The organism is Streptomyces sp. NPDC047081 (genome assembly GCF_040643775.1).
GTDB lineage: Bacteria > Actinomycetota > Actinomycetes > Streptomycetales > Streptomycetaceae > Streptomyces.
On the sequence record NZ_JBEYUY010000002.1, the window covers coordinates 1 to 17,370 of the forward strand.

Below are 17,370 nucleotides of genomic sequence, written 5' to 3' on the forward strand. Positions count from 1 at the left end.
GGGGGGTGGGTGCCCCCCCCCCCGGCCCCCCTCTCCCGCATATGTTTTTTTGTGTTTGGGTGGGTCCCGGGGGGGGGGGGGGGGGGCCCCCCGCCCGCCCCCCCCACCGCCATGGCGTGCGTCTACGTCCGCTGCACCTGGAGGACGTGGAGATCGGGAGCGCGAGAGGCGCGGGCGAGAGCCGCGAGACGCGGAGCGACGGCCGACGGCCGGGACAGCTCCGCCGCACCGGGCACAACCATCGGCAGGGGCGGAACGGGCGCGGTCGGCAAGGCCCGTACCACCGCGCCGACCGAACCACAGCACACAGCACCGGAAGGGCGGTCGGCCGGGTGCACGGACACGGCGACATGCCGATCCGCGGAGCCCGTGACAACACTGTCAGCGGCGGAAGCCGGGGAGCCGCCGTGCGCCGAATGCCCTCCGCACATCACCAGCGAGGCGAGCAGCACGACCAATACACGACCCAGCGCGGCGAGGCATCTGCCCCGCCACGGGCCGCGGTTCGTGTGCTCTATGTGGCTCCCCATCACCGGTGATGGTAAGCGGTCCCCGGCACACCGCCACGCCCGCGGTTCACACAGTCCAACCGGCCCACAGCGGCGCGCCGGTCCTCTCGGTGGCCCCGTTGTCCTCCCGCATCGCTCTTCTACACCGTGCCCGTCGAAATGTCGTACCTGCTCGACGACTTGGGTGTGAAGGCCACGAGCGTCATCGGCCTGGCGACCGCGCTGGCCAGCGCCGCGACGGTGGCCGGCTCGATCACCTTCACCAAGCTGTCCGGCGGCCCCGAACCCCGGCTGCCCGCCGTGTTCGCCCTGTGCGCGGCGGGCTTCGTGGCCATGGGCCTCGCCGGCAACCCGGTGCTCCTGGTCGCCGGCGGGGTCCTCGACTGCCTCGGTACGGGCGTCCTGTTGCCGTCCCTCCTGACGGTGGCGATGTCGACGCTCGACTACGCCGACCGCGGCCGCGGCACCGGCCTGTGGACGGCGGCCTTCTTCGGGGGCGAGTTCGTCTGCCCGCTGGTGCTGATCGGCCTGGAGTCGGCAACGGGCGCCCTGTCCACGGCAGTTGGCATCCTGGGCCTGGCGTCGGCGGGTGTGGCGGGCGGCCTCTGGCTCGCCCGGCGCCACTGATCAGGCCCGCATCCCGCCGTCCACCCGCAGCACCGTCCCGGTGACGAACGACGCGCGGTCGCTCAGCAGCCACGCCACCGCCTCGGCGATCTCCTCCGGGGCGGCCGCGCGGCCCAGGGGAGTCTGGGCGGTGGACTGGGCGATGATGCCGGGGGAGCGGGCCTCCCAGTCCTCCATCATCTCCGTGAGCGTCGTGCCGGGCGCGACGGCGTTGACGCGAATGCCCTCGGGGCCGTACGTCGCCGCGGCCGACGCGGTGAGGCTGTTGAGCCCGCGCTTGGCCGCCCCGTACGCCGGCAGCCAGGGGTTGGCCATCAGGCTGCCGATGCTGGAGTTGTTCACGATGGCCCCGCGGCCGGCGGTGGCGCGGATGGCGGCGATCTCGGCGCTCATGGCGAGCCACGGACCCTTGAGGTTCACGGCCAGGATGCGGTCGAACTCGGCCTCCGGCAGCTCGTCCAGCGGCCCCGGGTCCTGCCCCGTCGCCCCGTTGTTGAAGGCGACGTCGAGACGGCCGTACAGCTCCACCGCCCGGTCGACGGCGGCACGGACACTGTCCGGGTCGGCGAGGTCGCACCGTACGAAGTCCGCGGTGCCGCCGTCCGCCCGGATCTCCTCCGTCACCGCCTTGAGCTGGGCCTCCGTACGGGCCGCGAGCAGCACGCGCGCACCCTCCCGGGCGAACAGCCGGGCCGCGGCGGCGCCGATGCCGCGCCCGGCACCGGTGACGAAGGCGACCTTCCCGGAGAGAAGGCCGAGGGGGGATGTGGTGGGTGTGTTGTTCATGCCTTCGAGCCTGTGCCGGGCCCGGATCCCCATCCAGGCACCGGCGGTACCTGGCTGTGCGTCTCGGTGTCCGCGCACACTGGAGACGTGGACCGACAAGAGCTGGCCGCCTTCCTGCGCAGCCGACGCGAGCGCATCACCCCCGCCGACGTGGGCCTGCCGGGCGGGTCCCGCCGCCGCACCCCGGGGCTGCGGCGCGAGGAGGTGGCGCAGCTGGCGTTCATGTCGACCGAGTACTACACGCGCCTGGAGCAGGCCCGCGCCCCGCACCCCTCCCGCGAGGTACTGGCCCAACTCGCCCGCGCCCTGCGCCTGTCGGACGCCGAACGCGACCACCTGCACCACCTCGCCGGCACCCCGCAGGGACCACCCCCGGGCCCCTCCCGCGAGGTCCGGCAGAGCATCGTCGACCTGCTGCACCGCCTGCCGCAGGCCGCGGCCATCGTGCTCTCCGCGTCGTACGAGGTCATCGCCTGGAACGAACTGGCCGCGGCCCTCATGGAGGACTTCTCCGCGCTGCCCCGCCACGACCGCAACCTCGTCCGGCGCGCCTTCCTCGGCCCCCGCCCGCACGGCCGACGGCTGTACGGCGTCTCGGACGCCGACGAGTTCGCCCGCTCCTCGGCCCAGCACCTGCGCGCCACCGCCGCCCGCTACCCCGACGACCCCGAACTGACCGCGCTGGTCGACGAACTCCTCACCGGCAGCGAGGAGTTCACCCGCCTCTGGGCCGCCCATGACGTCACCGCCGTACCTACCCTCTGCAAGACCTTCGACCATCCGCTCGTCGGCCCGGTCACCGTCAACTGCGACGTCCTCGACATCACCGACCAGGACCAGCGCGTCGTCATCTACACCGCGGCCCCCGGCACACCGTCCGCCGAAGCCCTGCGCCTGCTGTCGGTCGTCGGCACCCAGCGGATGGACGTGCCCGGCTGACGGCTCCGGATCAGCGCCGTCGCGTGGCGATGCTCAGACCGTTGGCGGCGACGACCGCCCCGATCCCCGCCCACTCCGCCCAGCCCAGCCGCTGCCCGAGACCCACCAGCCCGACGACCGCCGCGAGCACCGGATTGACGCTCATGAACAGCCCGAACGCCTGCGCCGGCACCCGCCGCAGCGTGAACAGGTCCGCGAGGTAGGGCACCGCCGAGGACAGCACCCCGGCCGCCACGGCATACCCCGCCGCCGAGACGGTCGGCGCCCGGTGCAGCACCAGCACGACCCCGACCGGCAGGAACATCAGCGCGGAGACGGCGGCCGCCGCCGCGGAACCCTCGGCACCCGGGAGCCGTTGCCCGACCATCCGGTTGAGCAGGATGTACGAGGCCCAGCAGACGGCGGCGAGCACACCGAGGCCCATGCCGGCGTAGTCCGTCGAGGGCTGCGGGCGCATCAGCGTGACGACACCGGCCGCGGCGATCACCGCACAGCAGGCGTCCACCCGCCGCCGCGCCGCGGCCAGCGCGATCGTGAGCGGCCCGAGAAACTCCAGCGTCACCGCGAGCCCCAGGCCGATGCGGTCGATCGCGCTGTACAGGGACAGGTTCATCGTCCCGAAGACCAAGGCCAGCAGCAGCACGGGCCGCCACTGCCGCCAGGTGAACCGGCGCAGCCGCGGCCGGCCGACCCCCAGCAGGACGAGTGCGGCGACGTACTGACGTACCGCGACGACCCCGAGCGGGCCGAGCACGGGGAAGGCGAGGGAGCCGAGCGCGGCCCCGGTCTGGTTCGACAGCCCGCTGCCGACCATCGCGACGACACCGGCGAACCGCCGCCGTTCCGGAGCGGCGGAGGCTTGCGGACGGTCGACCTCGGCAGGTGCGGGTGCGGGTGCGGGACGCATACCCCGATCGTGGAACCGCCCCAGTCATACGCAAAATGCGTCCGCACTTCGATCTATACGCTTGAGTCATGGACGCCAATGTGGAACTCAGGCAGTTGCGCTGTCTCGTCGCCATCGTCGACGAGGGCACCTTCACCGACGCGGCCATCGCCCTCGGCATCTCCCAGGCCGCCGTCTCCCGCACCCTGGCTTCCCTCGAACAGGCTCTGGGCGTACGGCTGTTGAGGCGCACTTCCCGAGCGGTCACCCCGACCGCGACCGGCCTCCGGGTCGTGGCGCACGCCCGCCGGGTCCTCGGCGAGGTGGCCGACCTCGTCCAAGCCGCCCGCTCGGACCACACCACCCTGCGCATCGGCTACGCCTGGTCGGCCCTGGGCCGGCACACGCCCGCCTTCCAGCGCCGCTGGGCCCGGGCCCACCCGGACACGGACCTGCACCTGATCCGGGTCAACTCCACGACTGCGGGCCTGGCGGAGGGCGCCTGCGACCTCTCCGTGGTGCGCCGGCCCCTACAGGACGACCGCCGCTTCGACTGCGCCATCGTGGGCCTGGAACGCCGGCTGTGCGCGCTGGCCTCCGACGACCCGCTGGCCAGGCGCCGCTCGGTCCGGCTCGCCGACCTCAGCGGTCGTACCCTCCTCGTCGACCGTCGTACCGGAACCACCACCGCCGACCTCTGGCCGCCCGACGCCCGGCCGGAGACCGAGGAGACCCACGACGTCGACGACTGGCTCAACGTGATCGCCGGGGGCCGCTGCATCGGGATGACGGCGGAGTCGACCGCCCACCAGTACCCGAGGCCCGGCGTCGTCTACAGACCCGTCCGGGACGCCGAGCCCATCGCCGTACGGCTCGCCTGGTGGCGCGACGACCCGCATCCGGCCACCGCCGCGGCGATAGAACTGCTCAGCGAGTTGTACCGGGAGAGCTGACCGTCAGGCGACGGCGGCCACGACGTCGCCGGTGCCGATGGTGCCGGGACGGAGGGACCAGGTGACGGTCGTGGTCCGCTTGCGGCCGGCGGCGAAGACGTACAGCCGCAGGACGACGAAACGGCCGATGCCGGCGAGCGCGGAGGCGCCGAGGTAGACGATCTGCTCGGTCAGCATCGACGGCGACGACTGGACGGCGTGCAGTACGAACATCGCGGCGCAGGTCGCCAGGTAGGCCGCCGTGGCCGACCCGGCCGACTGCCAGTGCTCCCGCCAGCCGGCCCGCCGCCCGGTGCCGAAGGTGAAGCGTGCGTGCAGTTCGGTGCACAGGAGCGTGGAGACGACGGTGATCACCGCGTTCGCCAGGGCCCACGGCATCGTTACGGCGACCAACGGCACCGCGAGGCTGGAGAGCACGCCGATCCCGCCGCCGAAGACCACGAAGCGGACGAAGGAGGCGACGGGACCGGGGTTGGCGGCCGCCATGAACTGCGCCGCCTGCGGCTTGGAGGAGAGCGGCGCGTTCATGGGGTGGTTCCTTCCGACGTACTAGGTTGCTTGACTTACGCAAGCATAATCGACATTGCTTGAGTTACGCAAGTAGTGCCTCGGCTTCCGTGACGGTGGTCGGCGGTAATGGTCCGGCGTTTGTGATGGTGGTCAGCGCCTCCGTGCCCCGATTCGCACCGGCGCCGTCAGCAGGACCAGCCCCAGGCCGAGGATCGCCAGCCCGCACCAGGAAGCGGCCGGAAGGCGCTCACCGAGGACCGTCACACCCAGAACCGCCGCGACGGCGGGCTCGGCCAGCGTCAGCGACGTGGCCGTGGAAGCGGAGGTGCGGCGCAGCCCGTATCCGAAGAGCCGGTAGGCCAGGAAGACGGTGAACACGGCCAGGTACATCGCCACACCCGCGCCGCGGACCTCGCCGAGCCAGCGCAGGTCGACGAACGGCGCGAACGGCAGGATCAGCAGCCCGGCCGCGCCGAAGAGCGTGCCCATGACGGCGTCGGACGGGTGCCCGTCGGAGATGAGCCCGCCGCCGATCAGCGAGTAGACGGCGTACGACAACCCGCCGCCCGCGGCCAGCGCCACGCCCGCCAGGTCCAACGGCGTGGTGCGACCTGCGAGTTCGGGGCCCAGCACCAGCAGGGTGCAGCCCAGGACGGCGGCCGTGGTGGCGCGGGCCCAGCGTGCGGTCGGCCGGCCTCGCCCGGTGGCCCAGGCGAGCAGTCCGGCGAAGACCGGCGCGCTGCCCAGCGCGATCACCGTGGCCACGGCGACCCCCGTCCTGGCCACCGCCGGATAGAAGGTGACCGGATATCCGGCCACGGCGACCGCACCGAGGGCGAGCAGCCACCGCTCACGACCCCCGATGGCGGCGATCATCGCGCGGGCGCCGCGCGAAGTGAGGAACAGCAGGATGCCGCCGAGGACGAGCCCGGTGCAGCCGATGGTCGCCGCCGGTGCGCCGGCCGGTGCGAGGGAGGACGCGGTTCCGGTGGTGCCCCACATCACGGCCGAGGTCAGGATGGGTGCGGGGCCGCCGAGAAGGCCGCCGCGAACGGGGCGCGGGGCGGCCGGAGACAGGCGTGCGGGAGTGCGGGGAGAAGTGCGGTTCGGCACAGTCGTGATCTTCCGTCGTCGAATGAGCGCGTCAGGGACTCGATCCGAAACGGGCGCACGACACGGGCCCCTGACCGCCCTGCGGATCGGTCGGGACCGGAGATCGGATACGTCGGTGTCTGCGCCCGATCAGGCGCAGAGCGGCGGAAGAACGACGTGCCAGTAGGTGTTCACGGCGCGAGAATACCCGGCCGCGGGCCAGGTGTTAGGCCCGGTCCGCCTGGTGGAAGGGGCGCAGCCCGTCGAGGGCGGCCCGCAGGATCGGCCCGACGTAGGCCGGTCCGCCGTGGATGGTGGCGACCGCGATGACCAGGTCGCAGATCTGCTCGACGGTGAGGTCGTCGCGCACCTCGTCCGCCTCCTGCGCCGCGGCCAACAGCGCCCCGCCGGCGGCCAGCACCCGGGCGCGGTTGTCGCTGAAGACGGGGTTGTCACTGTCGGTCTGCGCCAGCAGCTCGGAGGCGATGTCCTGCTTGCCGGTGAAGTAGGCGAAGAAGCGGTGCAGCCACGCCAAGAACACCTCGCCCGGCGTCTCGCCCCCGACGGTCTCCGCTGCGGCGCACAGCGCGTCGACCTCGTCGGTGTAGAGCGCCTCCAGGAGCTCCCGCCGGCCGGGGAAGTTCCGGTACAGCGTCGCCATGCCGACCCCCGCGCGCCGCGAGATCTCCGCCATCGAAACCTGGGCGCCGCCGGGCTCGGCGAACGCGGCCCGCGCGGCCGCCAGGATCCGGTCCCGATTGCGCTCCGCATCGGCGCGTCTGGACGGCGATGGCTGCTGGTCAGAGGGCATGACTTCCTAAGTGGATAGGTTATCCGGTACGTTAAATGGACAGGCTGTCCGTTTCTTCTTGCGGCCTGATTCTACCCATGCGCCGCGACCATTCCGCGGCCTCCTGAGGAGACTTCATGGACTACCGTCCGCTCGGACGCACCGGCGTCAACGTGAGTCAGCTCTGCCTCGGCGCGATGATGCTCGGAGCCTTCGGCAACACCGACCACGAGGACTCGGTCAAGATCATCCACCGTGCCCTCGACGCCGGGATCAACTTCGTCGACACCGCCGACTTCTACTCCGCGGGGGAGTCGGAGGTGATCGTCGGCAAGGCCCTCGCGGGCGGGCGGCGCGACAACGTCGTGCTCGCCACGAAGGCCGGCCTGCCGTTCGGCGAGGACGTCAACCAGCGGGGTACGTCCAGGCGTTGGCTCACGGAGGCCGTCGAGGGCTCCCTGCGCCGGCTTGGCACCGACCGGATCGACCTCTTCCAGGTCCACCGCCTCGACCCGGCCGTCGACATCGACGAGACCCTGGGCGTCCTGTCCGACCTGGTCCACGCCGGAAAGATCCGCATGTTCGGCGCCTCCACGGTCCCCGCGTCCGGAATCGTGGAGGCCCAGTGGACCGCGGACCGACGCGGCCGCGAACGTTTCCGCACCGAGCAGCCGCCGTACAACCTGCTCACCCGTTCCATCGAGTACGACGTGCTGCCGACCTGCGAGCGGCACGGCATGGGCGTCCTGACGTACAGCCCCCTGGCCGGCGGCTGGCTGACCGGCGCCTACCGCAAGGGCCGGGAGGTCGCGGGCCCGGGTTCGGAGGTCCGCCGAAGCCGCTTCGCCGCGCTGTACGACGCCAACTCCGCGGCCAACGCGGCCAAGTTGGAGGCGGCAGACGCCCTCGCGGCCCTGGCCGACGAGTCAGGCCTGACCCTGATCCAACTGGCGCTCGCCTTCGCCACCCGCCACCCGGCGGTCACCTCGGCGATAGTCGGCCCCCGCACCATGGACCACCTCGACTCCTACCTGACGGCCACGGACGTCCACCTGACCGACGACGTCCTGAACCGCATCGACGAGATAGTGCCGCCGGGCCACACGGTCAATGTCACGGACAACATGTGGAACAGCGCCACGACGGCACTGGAACCCCGGGCTCGCCGTCGATAAGCGTGGCGGCCAACACCGCTAAGGGGCGCGGGGCTGTGTTGAATTTGCGGCTACCGCCGCGTGGGCGCGACCAGCCCCAACGGCGCCGCAGACGACTGGAGCAGCACACCTAGCGTCGATAGCGCTCGACAACCGCAGTCAAATACCCCCGCAACATCACCTTCGCCTCGTCCAGGAGCGCCTCGTCCCCCCGAGCATCCCGACGAAACGCCTCCTGGGCGAGGGCATCCGCGGCCAACACCGCGGCATGACACACACGGCCGAGCGCCTCCCCGTCCTCCGCGAGACCGAGCCCGAGAAGAATCCGCCGCACCCCGTCAGCCATACGCCGCTTGTGCTCACGGTCGGCGGCCCGCGTCCGCTCCGTCAGCCCACTCCCGAACCACAGTGCACGAAAGCCGTGTTCGGACCGGTAGATCCCGGCATACGCGTCGACGAGCAACCCCACCGGATCCTCCCAGCGCTCACTCGTCGCCGCCTCCACGAAACCGTCCATCGCCGCTTCCAGCTTGGCGAAGTACCCGGCAGCCAGCGCATCGATGATCGCGTCCCGGTCCGGCAGATACTGGTACAGCGACCCGACCGACACCCGCGCCTCCGCCGCGACCCGGGTCGTGGTCAGCGCCTCCACGCCGTACGCGATCAGCACCTGCTCGGCGGTCTCCAGCACCCGCGCCAGCCGGGCCCTGCTGCGCGCCTGCTGCGGGGTGCGGCGCAGGGGAGTGGCCCCGCCGGGATCCACGGTCGGGTCTGCCACCGAAAACCTCCGAACCTGAACGTGACTTTGTTTCATGTTTAGACTACGGTCGCGCCCATGACCGACTCAAGTTCGGAACCGGAGCGGGAGTCCGCCGCACTGGAGCCGGAGCGGGCCGCGGTCGCGGACGCCTGCCGTCGGCTGGGTGCCGAGGGGCTGCTCATCGGCACGGCCGGGAACGTCAGCGTACGCGTCGAGGACCGCGTCGCGATCACGGCGACCGGTGCGGTGCTCGCCGAACTCACCGCGGACCAGGTGACGTTGGTCGACCTGGACGGCAAGGTCGTGGGCGGCAACCTCCAGCCGACCTCCGAACTCGACCTGCACCTCGGCGTCTACCGGCGTTACGGCTCCGGCGCGATCGTCCACACGCACGCCCCGATGGCCACCGCGCTCTCCCTCGTCCTCGACGAACTGCCCTGCATCCACTACCAGTTGCTCGCCCTCGGCGGCACCGTGCGGGTCGCGCCGTACGCCACCTTCGGCACCCCGGACCTCGCCGAGTCGGTGCTCGAAGCGCTCGAGGGCCGCAGCGCGGCCATCATGGCCAACCACGGCGCCGTCACGCACGCGCCGACCCTCGACAAGGCGGTCGAGCACGCCCTGCTCCTGGAGTGGGCATGCGGCGTCTACCAGCACGCCGCCGCGCTCGGCCGCCCCCGCGCCCTCGACGAACAGCAGCAACTCGCCGTCATCGAGGCCGCGATCGCCCGCAACTACGGCACCACGCACCCCATACCACCCGCGCAGGAGGGAAACCGATGAAGGTCGTCACGTTGGGCGTGCACGTACTGGACGTACTGGTACGGCCGGTCGAGGAGATACCCGAGGGTCAGGGCGCGACCCTCGTCGAGGACATCCGGATGACCGCCGCCGGGACGGCCGCGGGCACCGCGCTCACCTTGGCCAAGCTGGGCGCCGAAGTTCGCACCGCCGGCGCGATCGGCACCGACCCGACCGGTGACCTGCTGCTCCAGCTGCTCAACACCGCAGGGATCGACACCGGGTTGGTGGTCCGCCGTGTCGACACCTCCACCTCGGCCACCGTCCTGCCCATCCGCCCCAACGGCGACCGTCCCTCCCTCCACCTCCTCGGCGCCAACATCACCTACGGCCTCGACGACGTGAACTGGGACGCCCTCGCCGAGGCCACTCATCTGCACCTCGGCGGGCCGGAGTTGATCGGCGCCGAGGTCGCCGCCCGCATCCTGGCGCACGCCAAGGAGCACGACGTCGTCACCTCCGTGGACCTCCTGGCCCCCGGCGAGCTCGGCACCTTCGACCAGATCGAACCGCTGCTCCCGTACGTCGACTTCCTCCTCCCCAACGACGACCAGGTCCTCGGCTTCAGCGAGGAGACGGACCTCGTGACCGGCGCGAAGAAGTTCCTCGCCGCCGGGGCCGGGCTCGTCGCCGTCACCCGAGGCGGCGAGGGCGCGCTGCTGGTGACGGCGGAGGGCACGGAGACCGTCCCCGCCTTCGAGGTCGAGGTCGTCGACACCACCGGCTGCGGCGACGCCTTCTCGGCGGGCTTCCTGCGCGGCGTGAGCCTCGGCCGCACCCCGCGCGAGGCCGCCGTGCTGGGCAGCGCGGCGGCCGCACTGGTCGCGCAGGGTCTCGGCAGCGACCACGGCGACTTCGACCTGCCCGAGGCCGACGAGTTCGCGATGACCCACAAGACGCGGGCCTGAGAGCCGTACGGCCGATCGAGTGGTGAGGGTCCGGGCGGGGGCGTACGGTCGGACAGTGGACGACACCGTTCACTGAAAGTGCGCCACCGCCATGAGCACGAACCCGCAGCCGACCTCCGCAGCGCAGGCCACCGCCCGGGAACCGGGCAGCGGCGGCAGCGGCATGGCGCTGCTGGTGATCGCGTCCTGTCAGCTGATGGTGGTCCTGGACATCACCATCGTGAACATCGCGCTGCCGCACATCCAGCGTGCCCTGGACTTCTCGACCACCAGCCTGTCGTGGGTGGTCAACGCCTACACGCTCACCTTCGGCGGGCTGCTGCTGCTCGGCGGGCGGACCGGTGACATCCTCGGCCGGCGGCGGGTGTTCGTCACCGGAGTGCTGCTGTTCGCGCTCGCCTCCCTGCTCGGCGGGCTCGCGCAGAACTCCGGCCAACTCCTCGCCGCCCGTGCCCTCCAGGGCGTGGGCGGCGCGATCGCCTCGCCGACCTCGCTCGCGCTGATCAGCACGACGTTCCGCGAAGGACCCGAACGCAACCGGGCCTTCGGGGTCTTTGCCGCGGTCTCCTCGGGCGGCGGCGCGATCGGGCTGCTCGCGGGCGGAATGATCGTCGAGTGGCTGAACTGGCGTTGGGTGTTTTTCGTCAACGTCCCTATCGGCGTGCTCATCGCCCTCGCCACACCCCGCTGGATCAAGGAGTCCGAGCGGCATCCGGGCCACTTCGACCTGGCCGGCGCCTTCACGTCCACCGTCGGCATGGTGCTGCTGGTGTACGGCTTCATCAGAGCCGCGCAGGAGGGGTGGCGGGACGCGCTGACGCTGGCCTCCTTCGGCGCGGCGGTCGTCGTACTCGCCGCGTTCGTCCTGATCGAGCGCCGCTCCCGGCAGCCGATCACGCCGCTCCACATGTTCGCCGACCGCAACCGCGCGGGCACCTACGGGATCATGCTGAGCCTCGCCGCCGCGATCTTCGGCATGTTCTTCTTCCTCACGCTGTTCGTGCAGGACGTCCTGGGCTTCAGCCCGCTGGAGGCAGGGCTGGCCTTCCTGCCGGTGAGCGCGGTCATCGCGATCGGCGCGGGGCTGGCCTCGCAGTTCCTGCCGCGCTTCGGGCCCAAGCCGTTCATGGTGGTCGGCGCGGTCCTGGCAGCAGCGGGCCTGGCCTGGCTGACCCTCACCGACGTGCACTCCACGTACGCGGGCAGCATCCTCGGCCCGATGCTCGTCTTCAGCCTGGGCATGGGCATGGAGTTCGTCTCGCTCACCCTCATGGCGCTCTCCAACGTCACCCCGCAGGAGACGGGCGCGGCCTCCGGCCTCCTCAACGCCACACAGCAGGTGGGCGGTTCACTGGGCCTGTCGATCCTGGTCACCATGTTCGGCACGGCCAGCACCAACGAGGCCCACAAACAGATCCCCCAGTTCCTCGCCCAGGCCACCCCCGCCGAACGCCTCCGCTTCCGTCACACCGGCCAGCTCCCCAAGCCCTGGTCCGACGAGGTCCTGACGGCAGGCATCTCGGCCGCGTTCGTCATGGCGGCCATCTTCACGGTGATCGCCGCCCTGATAGCGGTGGTGGCCATCCAGGTCCGCCCGTCCGACCTGGAACGCCTCAAGGGCGGCATGGGCCCGGGCCAGCCGTGACCCGTCCCCTCAACCCCCGGAGGCCTCCCGCGCCACCCGCTCAAGCCGCTGCCGATACCCCTCCCACCAGACCCGGTCTCCCGGAGCCAGGTTGTCCTTGCCGTTCAGATACCCGGCGCTTCCGTCGATGAGCTCCCGGACGATGTCGGCGTGACCGGCATGCCGCTGGGTGTCGGTGATCACGCGGACGAGGATGTGATGCAGCGTCACCTCCCGCCGCTCTGCGGGCCACCACGGGACACGACCGGTCGCATCGAGCGGCAGCTTCGCGATCGTGCCGTCGGAGTGCGCCCACGCCTGCCGGTACAGTCCGACGATGTCCTCCCGTGACTCGTCCGCGGTGGCCCACATGTCCGCGTTCGGCTCCGCGTCCCGCGTGTACCACCACGGCGGCGGTGCCTCGTCGAAGAACGGCCGGCCGAACGTGTCGCCGAAATACCCCAGCTCCACGCCGGCGACGTGCTTGACCAGCCCCAGCAGGTTGGTGCCCGTGGGCGTCAGCGGGCGGCGCACGTCGTACTCCGACAGTCCGTCGAGCTTCCAGAGCAGGGCCTCGCGGCCTTCTTGCAGGTAGCGGTGGAGGTCCGCCTTCGGGTCCGGTTCAGTCATGGCTCGCAGTCTTGCAGCCGGCACTGACAACGCCCCGTGCGGCGGCGCCGGTCAGGACACCGACGTCCCGCCCCACTCCTCCGGAGCCACGTCCGCGAGGGTCTCCGAGAAGGTCCACTGGTGGCCGGCCGGGTCCTCGGCGGTGTACTGGCGTTCGCCGTACTCGAAGTCGGTCGGTTCCATGAGGATGCGGGCGCCCTGTTGCCGGGCGCGTTCGCAGTGGGCGCGGGCGTCGTCGACGCGGACCGTCACCGAGTGGGTGACCTCGCCGGGGCGTGGCGGTCGGCGGTCCTTGCGGGTGTCCCCGATGATCACCGCTCCGTCGCCGAAGGCGAGTTGGGCGCGGTGGGCCTCGCCGATCCGTACCCGCTCGGTGAACCCGAAGGCCGCGCCGAGCCAGGCGACCGCGGCCCGTACGTCGGGGTAGATCAGGACGGGGATGACCGTGGCTGCGGGGATGGAGCGGTTCGGTTTCATGGCCGGCTCCCGACGACTGGCGGTGTCCCGGTCCGCTCCGGCGGCGCGGACGGCGCCGGGACCAGGCCGAGTTGCTGGGCGCGCAGCACCGTACTGATGCGGTCGCGCGTTCCCAGTTTGCGGTAGATGTTCTCGACGTGCTTGTGCACCGTACGGTCCGAGATGCCGAGCCGCCGGCCTATCGCGGCCGCGGTCAGTGCGTCCGTGAGCAGGAGCAGCACGGTCGTCTCCCGGGGCGTGAGGGCGCACTCCTCGGCCGCGTCATGGCCCAGGGAGGGAGCGGACAGCCGCTGCCAGCGCTCCAGCAGCTGCCGTTGCTGGTCCACGGCCGCCAGCAGGGGCTGCAGCCGCAGCGCCGTCTCGACGTGGTCGTCGGTGAAGTCCGTACCGGAGCGGTAGACCAGGCAGCCGGTGATCGGGTACGCCGTTCCGGGCAGCGGCACGGCCAGCACATGGTCCGCCGCCACCAGGCGGTCGATCAGCCGCGCGGTCGGGCTCCCCGTCCAGGCACGGCCGGCCGTCCGCCGCGCGGTGACCGGCGTCCGGTCGGGGCCGCCCGCGTAGAGCGGGGCGAACGGATAGCCCTCGCGCAGCAGGCCGACCTCCTCGTCCCCGAGCCGGGCGAACCCGTCGGCCACGGCGGGCGGCATGCCGACGGTGCCGCCGCTCTCGTTCCAGTCGTCCAGCTTGTAGATCAGCGTCTCGCCGCCGCACAGGCCCGGCAGGGCGTCGGCCAGCAGCGGCCACAGCCGCTCCGGCTCGCGTTCGTGGAGCGCCGCGACGGCCACCGACAGCATGCGCTCGTAGGCCCCGCCCCGCACCTGTGCCACGTCCTTCTCCACTCGTCCGCCGAGTACGCAGTTGTACCCATACCGGCGCGTCCCGCACTGCCCGAGACTTCATCCGGGCAGCGACTACGTTCTCGGATGTACTCAGGACATCCTCACGCACCGTGCGCGCCGCCGGAACGGGGGACCGGCGGCGCGCACGACGCAGACGCCATCACGTCGACCGCATCGCGTCCGAGATCGACTTGACGCCGCCGTGCGCGGTCAGGCCGCCGTCCACCGGGATCTCCGCCCCGGTGATGAACGACGACTCGTCGGAGATCAGGAACACCACGAGCGGCGCGATGTCCTCGACCGTGCCGCTGCGGCCGAGCGGCGTCTCCCGGATGGTCGTCTCACGGAACGCGGGCGTCGCAGCGGCCGTCATCTCCGTCTCGATGTAACCGGGATGGACCAGGTTGACGCGGATGCCGCGCGGCCCGAGCTCCGTCGCCGCGATCTTCGACACCCCGCGCAGGGCCCACTTGCTCGCCGTGTACGCCACCGGGTAGTAGCCGGTGAGCGCGGCCGACGAGCCGACGTTGACGATCGACGAGCCCGGTGGCATCAGCGGCGAGAGGTACTGGATGCCGAGCAGCGGTCCGGTGGTGTTGACGGCCTGCACCCGCGCGAAGTCCTCCGGCCGCACCTCCCCGAGCCGCTCCCGCCGGATGACACCGGCGTTGTTGACCAGGCCGTGGATCTCCCCGTACGAATCCCGCAACTCGGCCGCCAGCGCCGCCCAGTCGCTCTCGTCGGCGACATCCAGCCGGCGGACGCCACCCTCGGCCCGCACATCGGTGGCGACCACCGTGGCGCCGGCCCGCGCCAGTGCCTCCGCCTCGGCGGCCCCCTGGCCACCCGCAGCCCCCGTGACGACCACGACCTTCCCGGCCAGCCTGCGTCCGTCCCCCGTCACCATCGCGGCAGCCTGAGCTCGTAGCCGGGCTCCACGCGCCGCATGTACCCGGTGTCGTCACGGCTGCGCACCCCCGACTCCACGTACAGCCGGTGCAACCGGTCGAGGGCGTCCCGGTCCAGCTCCACGCCCAGACCCGGCCCCCTCGGCACCGCGACCTCGCCGTCCCGGAACTCCAGGACGCCGGGGACGATCACGTCGTCGGCCCAGTTCCACGGGTAGTGCGTGTCGCAGGAGTGGGTGAGGTTCGGGACGGCCGCCGCCACGTGGGTCATCGCGGCGAGGCTGATGCCCAGGTGCGAGTTGGAGTGCATGGACAGCGCGATCCCGAACGCCTCGCAGACGGCGGCGAGTTCACGTGTGCGGCGCAGTCCGCCCCAGTAGTGGTGGTCGGTTAGCAGCACCTGGATCGCGTTCTGCTCGATCGCGGGCTTCAGGTGTTCCCAGGCGATCACGCACATGTTGGTGGCGAGGGGGAGCGGGGAGTCCGCGGCGACCTGTGCCATGCCGGGGATGGTCGCGGTCGGGTCCTCCAAGTACTCGAGCACGCCGTCCAGTTCGCGCGCCACGTACCGCGAAGTCTCCACCGTCCAGGCCGTGTTGGGGTCCAGCCGCAGCGGCTGCCCCGGGAAGGCCTCCGCCAGCGCGCGGATCGCGCCGATCTCCTCGTCCGGCGGGAAGACACCGCCCTTCAGCTTGAACGACCGGAATCCGTACCGCTGTTGCATCAGCCGTGCCTGCTCGACGATCCCCGACGGATCCAGCGCCTCGCCCCAGTCGTCGCCGACCGCCGCCCGCCCGTCGAGGGCGGGGTGTTCGGCCCACTTGTAGAAGAGGTAGGCGGCGAACGGCACCGAGTCCCGGACCTTGCCGCCGAGCAGGTCGCTGACCGGCCGGTCGAGCAGCTTGCCCTGCGCGTCGAGGCAGGCCACCTCCACCGCGGACGTGGTCCAGCCGCGCTCGTGCGAACTCGGCACTGTCGGCGCCAGTACGGCGTCGATCGCGGCCCCGATGGCCGTCGTGTCGAAGACGTCCATGCCGACGACGACCTTCGCGGCGGCCTCAAGTCGCTCCAGCCGTTCCACGCCTCCCGGTGACTCGCCCAGGCCCACCGTGCCGTCATCCAGGACGAGTTGGAGGACGATCCGCAGGGCGAGGGGCTCGTGGACGCCGTTGGAGTTGAGCAGCGGCGGGTCGCGGAAGGCGATCGGGGTGACGATCAGTTCGCGGATGCTGGTGTCCTTGATGCTCATGCGCCCACCACCTCCAGACCGTGGTCGATCAGCTTCGCCAGGCGGGCCGTGTGCTCCGGCGTCGGATCGAGAAGCGGTGCTCGTACGCCGCCCACGTCCAGGCCGCGCAGCGTCACCCCGGCCTTCACCAGCGCCACCGCGTACCCGGGGACCTCGTCGCGGAGGGCGACGAGCGGGCCGTAGAACTCGTTGAGCAGGGTGGAGACGAGGGCCTCGTCGCCCTCCGCGAGCGCGCGGTGGAAGGCGAGGGCGATCTCCGGGGCGAAGGCGAACACCGCGGAGGAGTACAGCTCGACGCCGATCCCGCGGTAGGCGGGCGCGGTCATCTCGGCGGTGGGCAGGCCGTTGAAGAACTCGAAGTCCTCCGCGCCCGGCACCGCGCGCACGGCCCGGACGATGCGGTGCATGCGCTCGATGTCGCCGATGCCGTCCTTGAAGCCGACGACCTTGGGCAGGGCGGCGATCTCGGCGGCCGTGGCCTCGGTGAGGCGGGCGGTCCCGCGCTGGTAGAAGACCACCGGCAACTCGCTTGCGCCGGTGACCTCTTCGACGTATCGCACCAGGCCCCGCTGGGGCGCGCTGACCAGGTACGGCGGCAGCAGCAGGATGCCGTCGGCGCCGGCTCGTTCGATGCGGGCGGCCTGGTCGCGGGCGACCGGGGGAGGGCCGCCCGCGGCGGCCAGCACCGGCACCCGGCCGCCGACCGTCTCGACCGCGACCCGCGTGGCCCGTTCGATCTCCTCGGCGGTCAGGGCGTGGAACTCACCGGTGCCGCAGGCGACGAACACGCCACCCGCGCCCGCGCCGACCCCGGAGGCGATGTGCCGCGCGAGCCGTTCCTCGTCCAGCGAACCGTCCGCCGCGAACGGCGTGACCGGGAAGAACAGCACTCCTTGGAACTTCATGTCTCCCTCGAATGTGGGGG

At 71.8% G+C, this 17,370-nt stretch carries 19 protein-coding genes; 7 read left to right on the plus strand and 12 right to left on the minus strand.

The window, feature by feature from the left end; translation table 11 throughout:
* Nucleotides 1–668 precede the first annotated feature (668 nt).
* Nucleotides 669–1,136: a hypothetical protein gene (locus ABZ848_RS03110; RefSeq protein ID WP_360824358.1), complete on the plus strand. Its 468-nt coding sequence runs from the start codon at nt 669–671 to the stop codon at nt 1,134–1,136.
* Here ABZ848_RS03110 and ABZ848_RS03115 read toward each other — a convergent pair whose 3' ends face one another.
* A complete protein-coding gene (locus tag ABZ848_RS03115; protein WP_360824361.1) occupies nt 1,137–1,922 on the minus strand; it encodes a glucose 1-dehydrogenase in 786 nt (261 codons plus the stop codon). It lies immediately after the preceding gene.
* 87 nt (nt 1,923–2,009) lie between these two features.
* On the opposite strand from ABZ848_RS03115, the gene ABZ848_RS03120 reads away from it, so the two are divergent.
* Entirely contained in the window at nt 2,010–2,861 is an 852-nt protein-coding gene (locus ABZ848_RS03120) for a helix-turn-helix transcriptional regulator (RefSeq protein ID WP_360824362.1), read from the plus strand.
* A gap of 10 nt (nt 2,862–2,871) precedes the next feature.
* Here the strand turns inward: ABZ848_RS03120 and ABZ848_RS03125 are convergent, their stop codons facing one another.
* Nucleotides 2,872–3,675, minus strand: coding sequence for an EamA family transporter (locus tag ABZ848_RS03125; RefSeq protein ID WP_360825795.1), 804 nt, complete (start codon nt 3,673–3,675; stop codon nt 2,872–2,874).
* A gap of 161 nt (nt 3,676–3,836) precedes the next feature.
* Here ABZ848_RS03125 and ABZ848_RS03130 point away from each other — a divergent pair, with 161 nt between their 5' ends.
* On the plus strand, nt 3,837–4,700 hold the full coding sequence (locus ABZ848_RS03130) for a LysR family transcriptional regulator (RefSeq protein WP_360824365.1): 864 nt from the start codon (nt 3,837–3,839) through the stop codon (nt 4,698–4,700).
* 3 nt (nt 4,701–4,703) lie between these two features.
* Here the strand turns inward: ABZ848_RS03130 and ABZ848_RS03135 are convergent, their stop codons facing one another.
* The 3 genes from ABZ848_RS03135 to ABZ848_RS03145 form a co-directional block, all read right to left on the minus strand.
* On the minus strand, nt 4,704–5,228 hold the full coding sequence (locus ABZ848_RS03135; protein ID WP_360824368.1) for a GtrA family protein: 525 nt from the start codon (nt 5,226–5,228) through the stop codon (nt 4,704–4,706).
* 132 nt (nt 5,229–5,360) lie between these two features.
* Nucleotides 5,361–6,323, minus strand: a complete 963-nt coding sequence (locus ABZ848_RS03140; protein ID WP_360824371.1) for an EamA family transporter — start codon at nt 6,321–6,323, stop codon at nt 5,361–5,363.
* 205 nt (nt 6,324–6,528) lie between these two features.
* The gene (locus tag ABZ848_RS03145; protein WP_360824373.1) at nt 6,529–7,113 is read right to left on the minus strand and encodes a TetR/AcrR family transcriptional regulator; all 585 of its coding nucleotides are present in this window, start codon (nt 7,111–7,113) and stop codon (nt 6,529–6,531) included.
* Nucleotides 7,114–7,229: 116 nt separating this feature from the next.
* Here ABZ848_RS03145 and ABZ848_RS03150 point away from each other — a divergent pair, with 116 nt between their 5' ends.
* Nucleotides 7,230–8,267, plus strand: coding sequence for an aldo/keto reductase (locus tag ABZ848_RS03150; RefSeq protein ID WP_360824376.1), 1,038 nt, complete (start codon nt 7,230–7,232; stop codon nt 8,265–8,267).
* A gap of 109 nt (nt 8,268–8,376) precedes the next feature.
* Here the strand turns inward: ABZ848_RS03150 and ABZ848_RS03155 are convergent, their stop codons facing one another.
* Nucleotides 8,377–9,024, minus strand: a complete 648-nt coding sequence (locus ABZ848_RS03155; protein WP_360824377.1) for a TetR family transcriptional regulator — start codon at nt 9,022–9,024, stop codon at nt 8,377–8,379.
* Between the two features lie 57 nt (nt 9,025–9,081).
* Here ABZ848_RS03155 and ABZ848_RS03160 point away from each other — a divergent pair, with 57 nt between their 5' ends.
* The 3 genes from ABZ848_RS03160 (at nt 9,082) to ABZ848_RS03170 (ending at nt 12,360) form a co-directional block, all read left to right on the plus strand.
* Nucleotides 9,082–9,789, plus strand: a complete 708-nt coding sequence (locus ABZ848_RS03160) for a class II aldolase/adducin family protein (protein ID WP_360824379.1) — start codon at nt 9,082–9,084, stop codon at nt 9,787–9,789.
* Nucleotides 9,786–10,715 carry a carbohydrate kinase family protein gene (locus ABZ848_RS03165; RefSeq protein ID WP_360824382.1) on the plus strand — a complete coding sequence of 310 codons (930 nt, stop codon included), beginning with the start codon at nt 9,786–9,788 and terminating at the stop codon, nt 10,713–10,715. The genes ABZ848_RS03160 and ABZ848_RS03165 overlap by 4 nt, the downstream gene beginning before the upstream one ends.
* Before the next feature lie 91 nt (nt 10,716–10,806).
* Nucleotides 10,807–12,360, plus strand: a complete 1,554-nt coding sequence (locus ABZ848_RS03170; protein ID WP_360824385.1) for an MFS transporter — start codon at nt 10,807–10,809, stop codon at nt 12,358–12,360.
* 9 nt (nt 12,361–12,369) lie between these two features.
* On the opposite strand, the gene ABZ848_RS03175 is transcribed toward ABZ848_RS03170, so the two are convergent.
* From ABZ848_RS03175 to ABZ848_RS03200, 6 genes are all read right to left on the minus strand, one after another.
* Nucleotides 12,370–12,969 (minus strand): DinB family protein, encoded by a 600-nt coding sequence (locus ABZ848_RS03175; RefSeq protein WP_360824388.1) that lies wholly within the window; start codon nt 12,967–12,969, stop codon nt 12,370–12,372.
* A gap of 51 nt (nt 12,970–13,020) precedes the next feature.
* Nucleotides 13,021–13,446: a VOC family protein gene (locus tag ABZ848_RS03180; RefSeq protein WP_360824391.1), complete on the minus strand. Its 426-nt coding sequence runs from the start codon at nt 13,444–13,446 to the stop codon at nt 13,021–13,023.
* The gene (locus tag ABZ848_RS03185) at nt 13,443–14,243 is read right to left on the minus strand and encodes a LuxR C-terminal-related transcriptional regulator (protein ID WP_360825798.1); all 801 of its coding nucleotides are present in this window, start codon (nt 14,241–14,243) and stop codon (nt 13,443–13,445) included. The genes ABZ848_RS03180 and ABZ848_RS03185 overlap by 4 nt, the downstream gene beginning before the upstream one ends.
* A gap of 205 nt (nt 14,244–14,448) precedes the next feature.
* Nucleotides 14,449–15,195 carry an SDR family oxidoreductase gene (locus tag ABZ848_RS03190; protein ID WP_360824394.1) on the minus strand — a complete coding sequence of 249 codons (747 nt, stop codon included), beginning with the start codon at nt 15,193–15,195 and terminating at the stop codon, nt 14,449–14,451.
* The gene (locus ABZ848_RS03195) at nt 15,189–16,445 is read right to left on the minus strand and encodes a glucarate dehydratase family protein (RefSeq protein ID WP_360824397.1); all 1,257 of its coding nucleotides are present in this window, start codon (nt 16,443–16,445) and stop codon (nt 15,189–15,191) included. Before ABZ848_RS03195 ends, ABZ848_RS03190 begins: the two co-directional genes overlap by 7 nt.
* The gene (locus ABZ848_RS03200) at nt 16,442–17,350 is read right to left on the minus strand and encodes a 5-dehydro-4-deoxyglucarate dehydratase (RefSeq protein WP_360824400.1); all 909 of its coding nucleotides are present in this window, start codon (nt 17,348–17,350) and stop codon (nt 16,442–16,444) included. The genes ABZ848_RS03195 and ABZ848_RS03200 overlap by 4 nt, the downstream gene beginning before the upstream one ends.
* Between the last annotated feature and the right edge of the window lie 20 nt (nt 17,351–17,370).

Bases quoted from the DNA above. Each gene is read 5' to 3' on its own strand.
- ABZ848_RS03110 (WP_360824358.1), top strand. From the start codon at position 669: ATGTCGTACCTGCTCGACGACTTGGGTGTGAAGGCCACGAGCGTCATC.
- ABZ848_RS03115 (WP_360824361.1), bottom strand. From the start codon at position 1,922: ATGAACAACACACCCACCACATCCCCCCTCGGCCTTCTCTCCGGGAAG.
- ABZ848_RS03125 (WP_360825795.1), bottom strand. From the start codon at position 3,675: ATGGTCGGCAGCGGGCTGTCGAACCAGACCGGGGCCGCGCTCGGCTCC.
- ABZ848_RS03130 (WP_360824365.1), top strand. From the start codon at position 3,837: ATGGACGCCAATGTGGAACTCAGGCAGTTGCGCTGTCTCGTCGCCATC.
- ABZ848_RS03135 (WP_360824368.1), bottom strand. From the start codon at position 5,228: ATGAACGCGCCGCTCTCCTCCAAGCCGCAGGCGGCGCAGTTCATGGCG.
- ABZ848_RS03145 (WP_360824373.1), bottom strand. From the start codon at position 7,113: ATGCCCTCTGACCAGCAGCCATCGCCGTCCAGACGCGCCGATGCGGAG.
- ABZ848_RS03150 (WP_360824376.1), top strand. From the start codon at position 7,230: ATGGACTACCGTCCGCTCGGACGCACCGGCGTCAACGTGAGTCAGCTC.
- ABZ848_RS03160 (WP_360824379.1), top strand. From the start codon at position 9,082: ATGACCGACTCAAGTTCGGAACCGGAGCGGGAGTCCGCCGCACTGGAG.
- ABZ848_RS03165 (WP_360824382.1), top strand. From the start codon at position 9,786: ATGAAGGTCGTCACGTTGGGCGTGCACGTACTGGACGTACTGGTACGG.
- ABZ848_RS03170 (WP_360824385.1), top strand. From the start codon at position 10,807: ATGAGCACGAACCCGCAGCCGACCTCCGCAGCGCAGGCCACCGCCCGG.
- ABZ848_RS03175 (WP_360824388.1), bottom strand. From the start codon at position 12,969: ATGACTGAACCGGACCCGAAGGCGGACCTCCACCGCTACCTGCAAGAA.
- ABZ848_RS03180 (WP_360824391.1), bottom strand. From the start codon at position 13,446: ATGAAACCGAACCGCTCCATCCCCGCAGCCACGGTCATCCCCGTCCTG.
- ABZ848_RS03185 (WP_360825798.1), bottom strand. From the start codon at position 14,243: ATGCTGTCGGTGGCCGTCGCGGCGCTCCACGAACGCGAGCCGGAGCGG.
- ABZ848_RS03190 (WP_360824394.1), bottom strand. From the start codon at position 15,195: ATGGTGACGGGGGACGGACGCAGGCTGGCCGGGAAGGTCGTGGTCGTC.
- ABZ848_RS03195 (WP_360824397.1), bottom strand. From the start codon at position 16,445: ATGAGCATCAAGGACACCAGCATCCGCGAACTGATCGTCACCCCGATC.
- ABZ848_RS03200 (WP_360824400.1), bottom strand. From the start codon at position 17,350: ATGAAGTTCCAAGGAGTGCTGTTCTTCCCGGTCACGCCGTTCGCGGCG.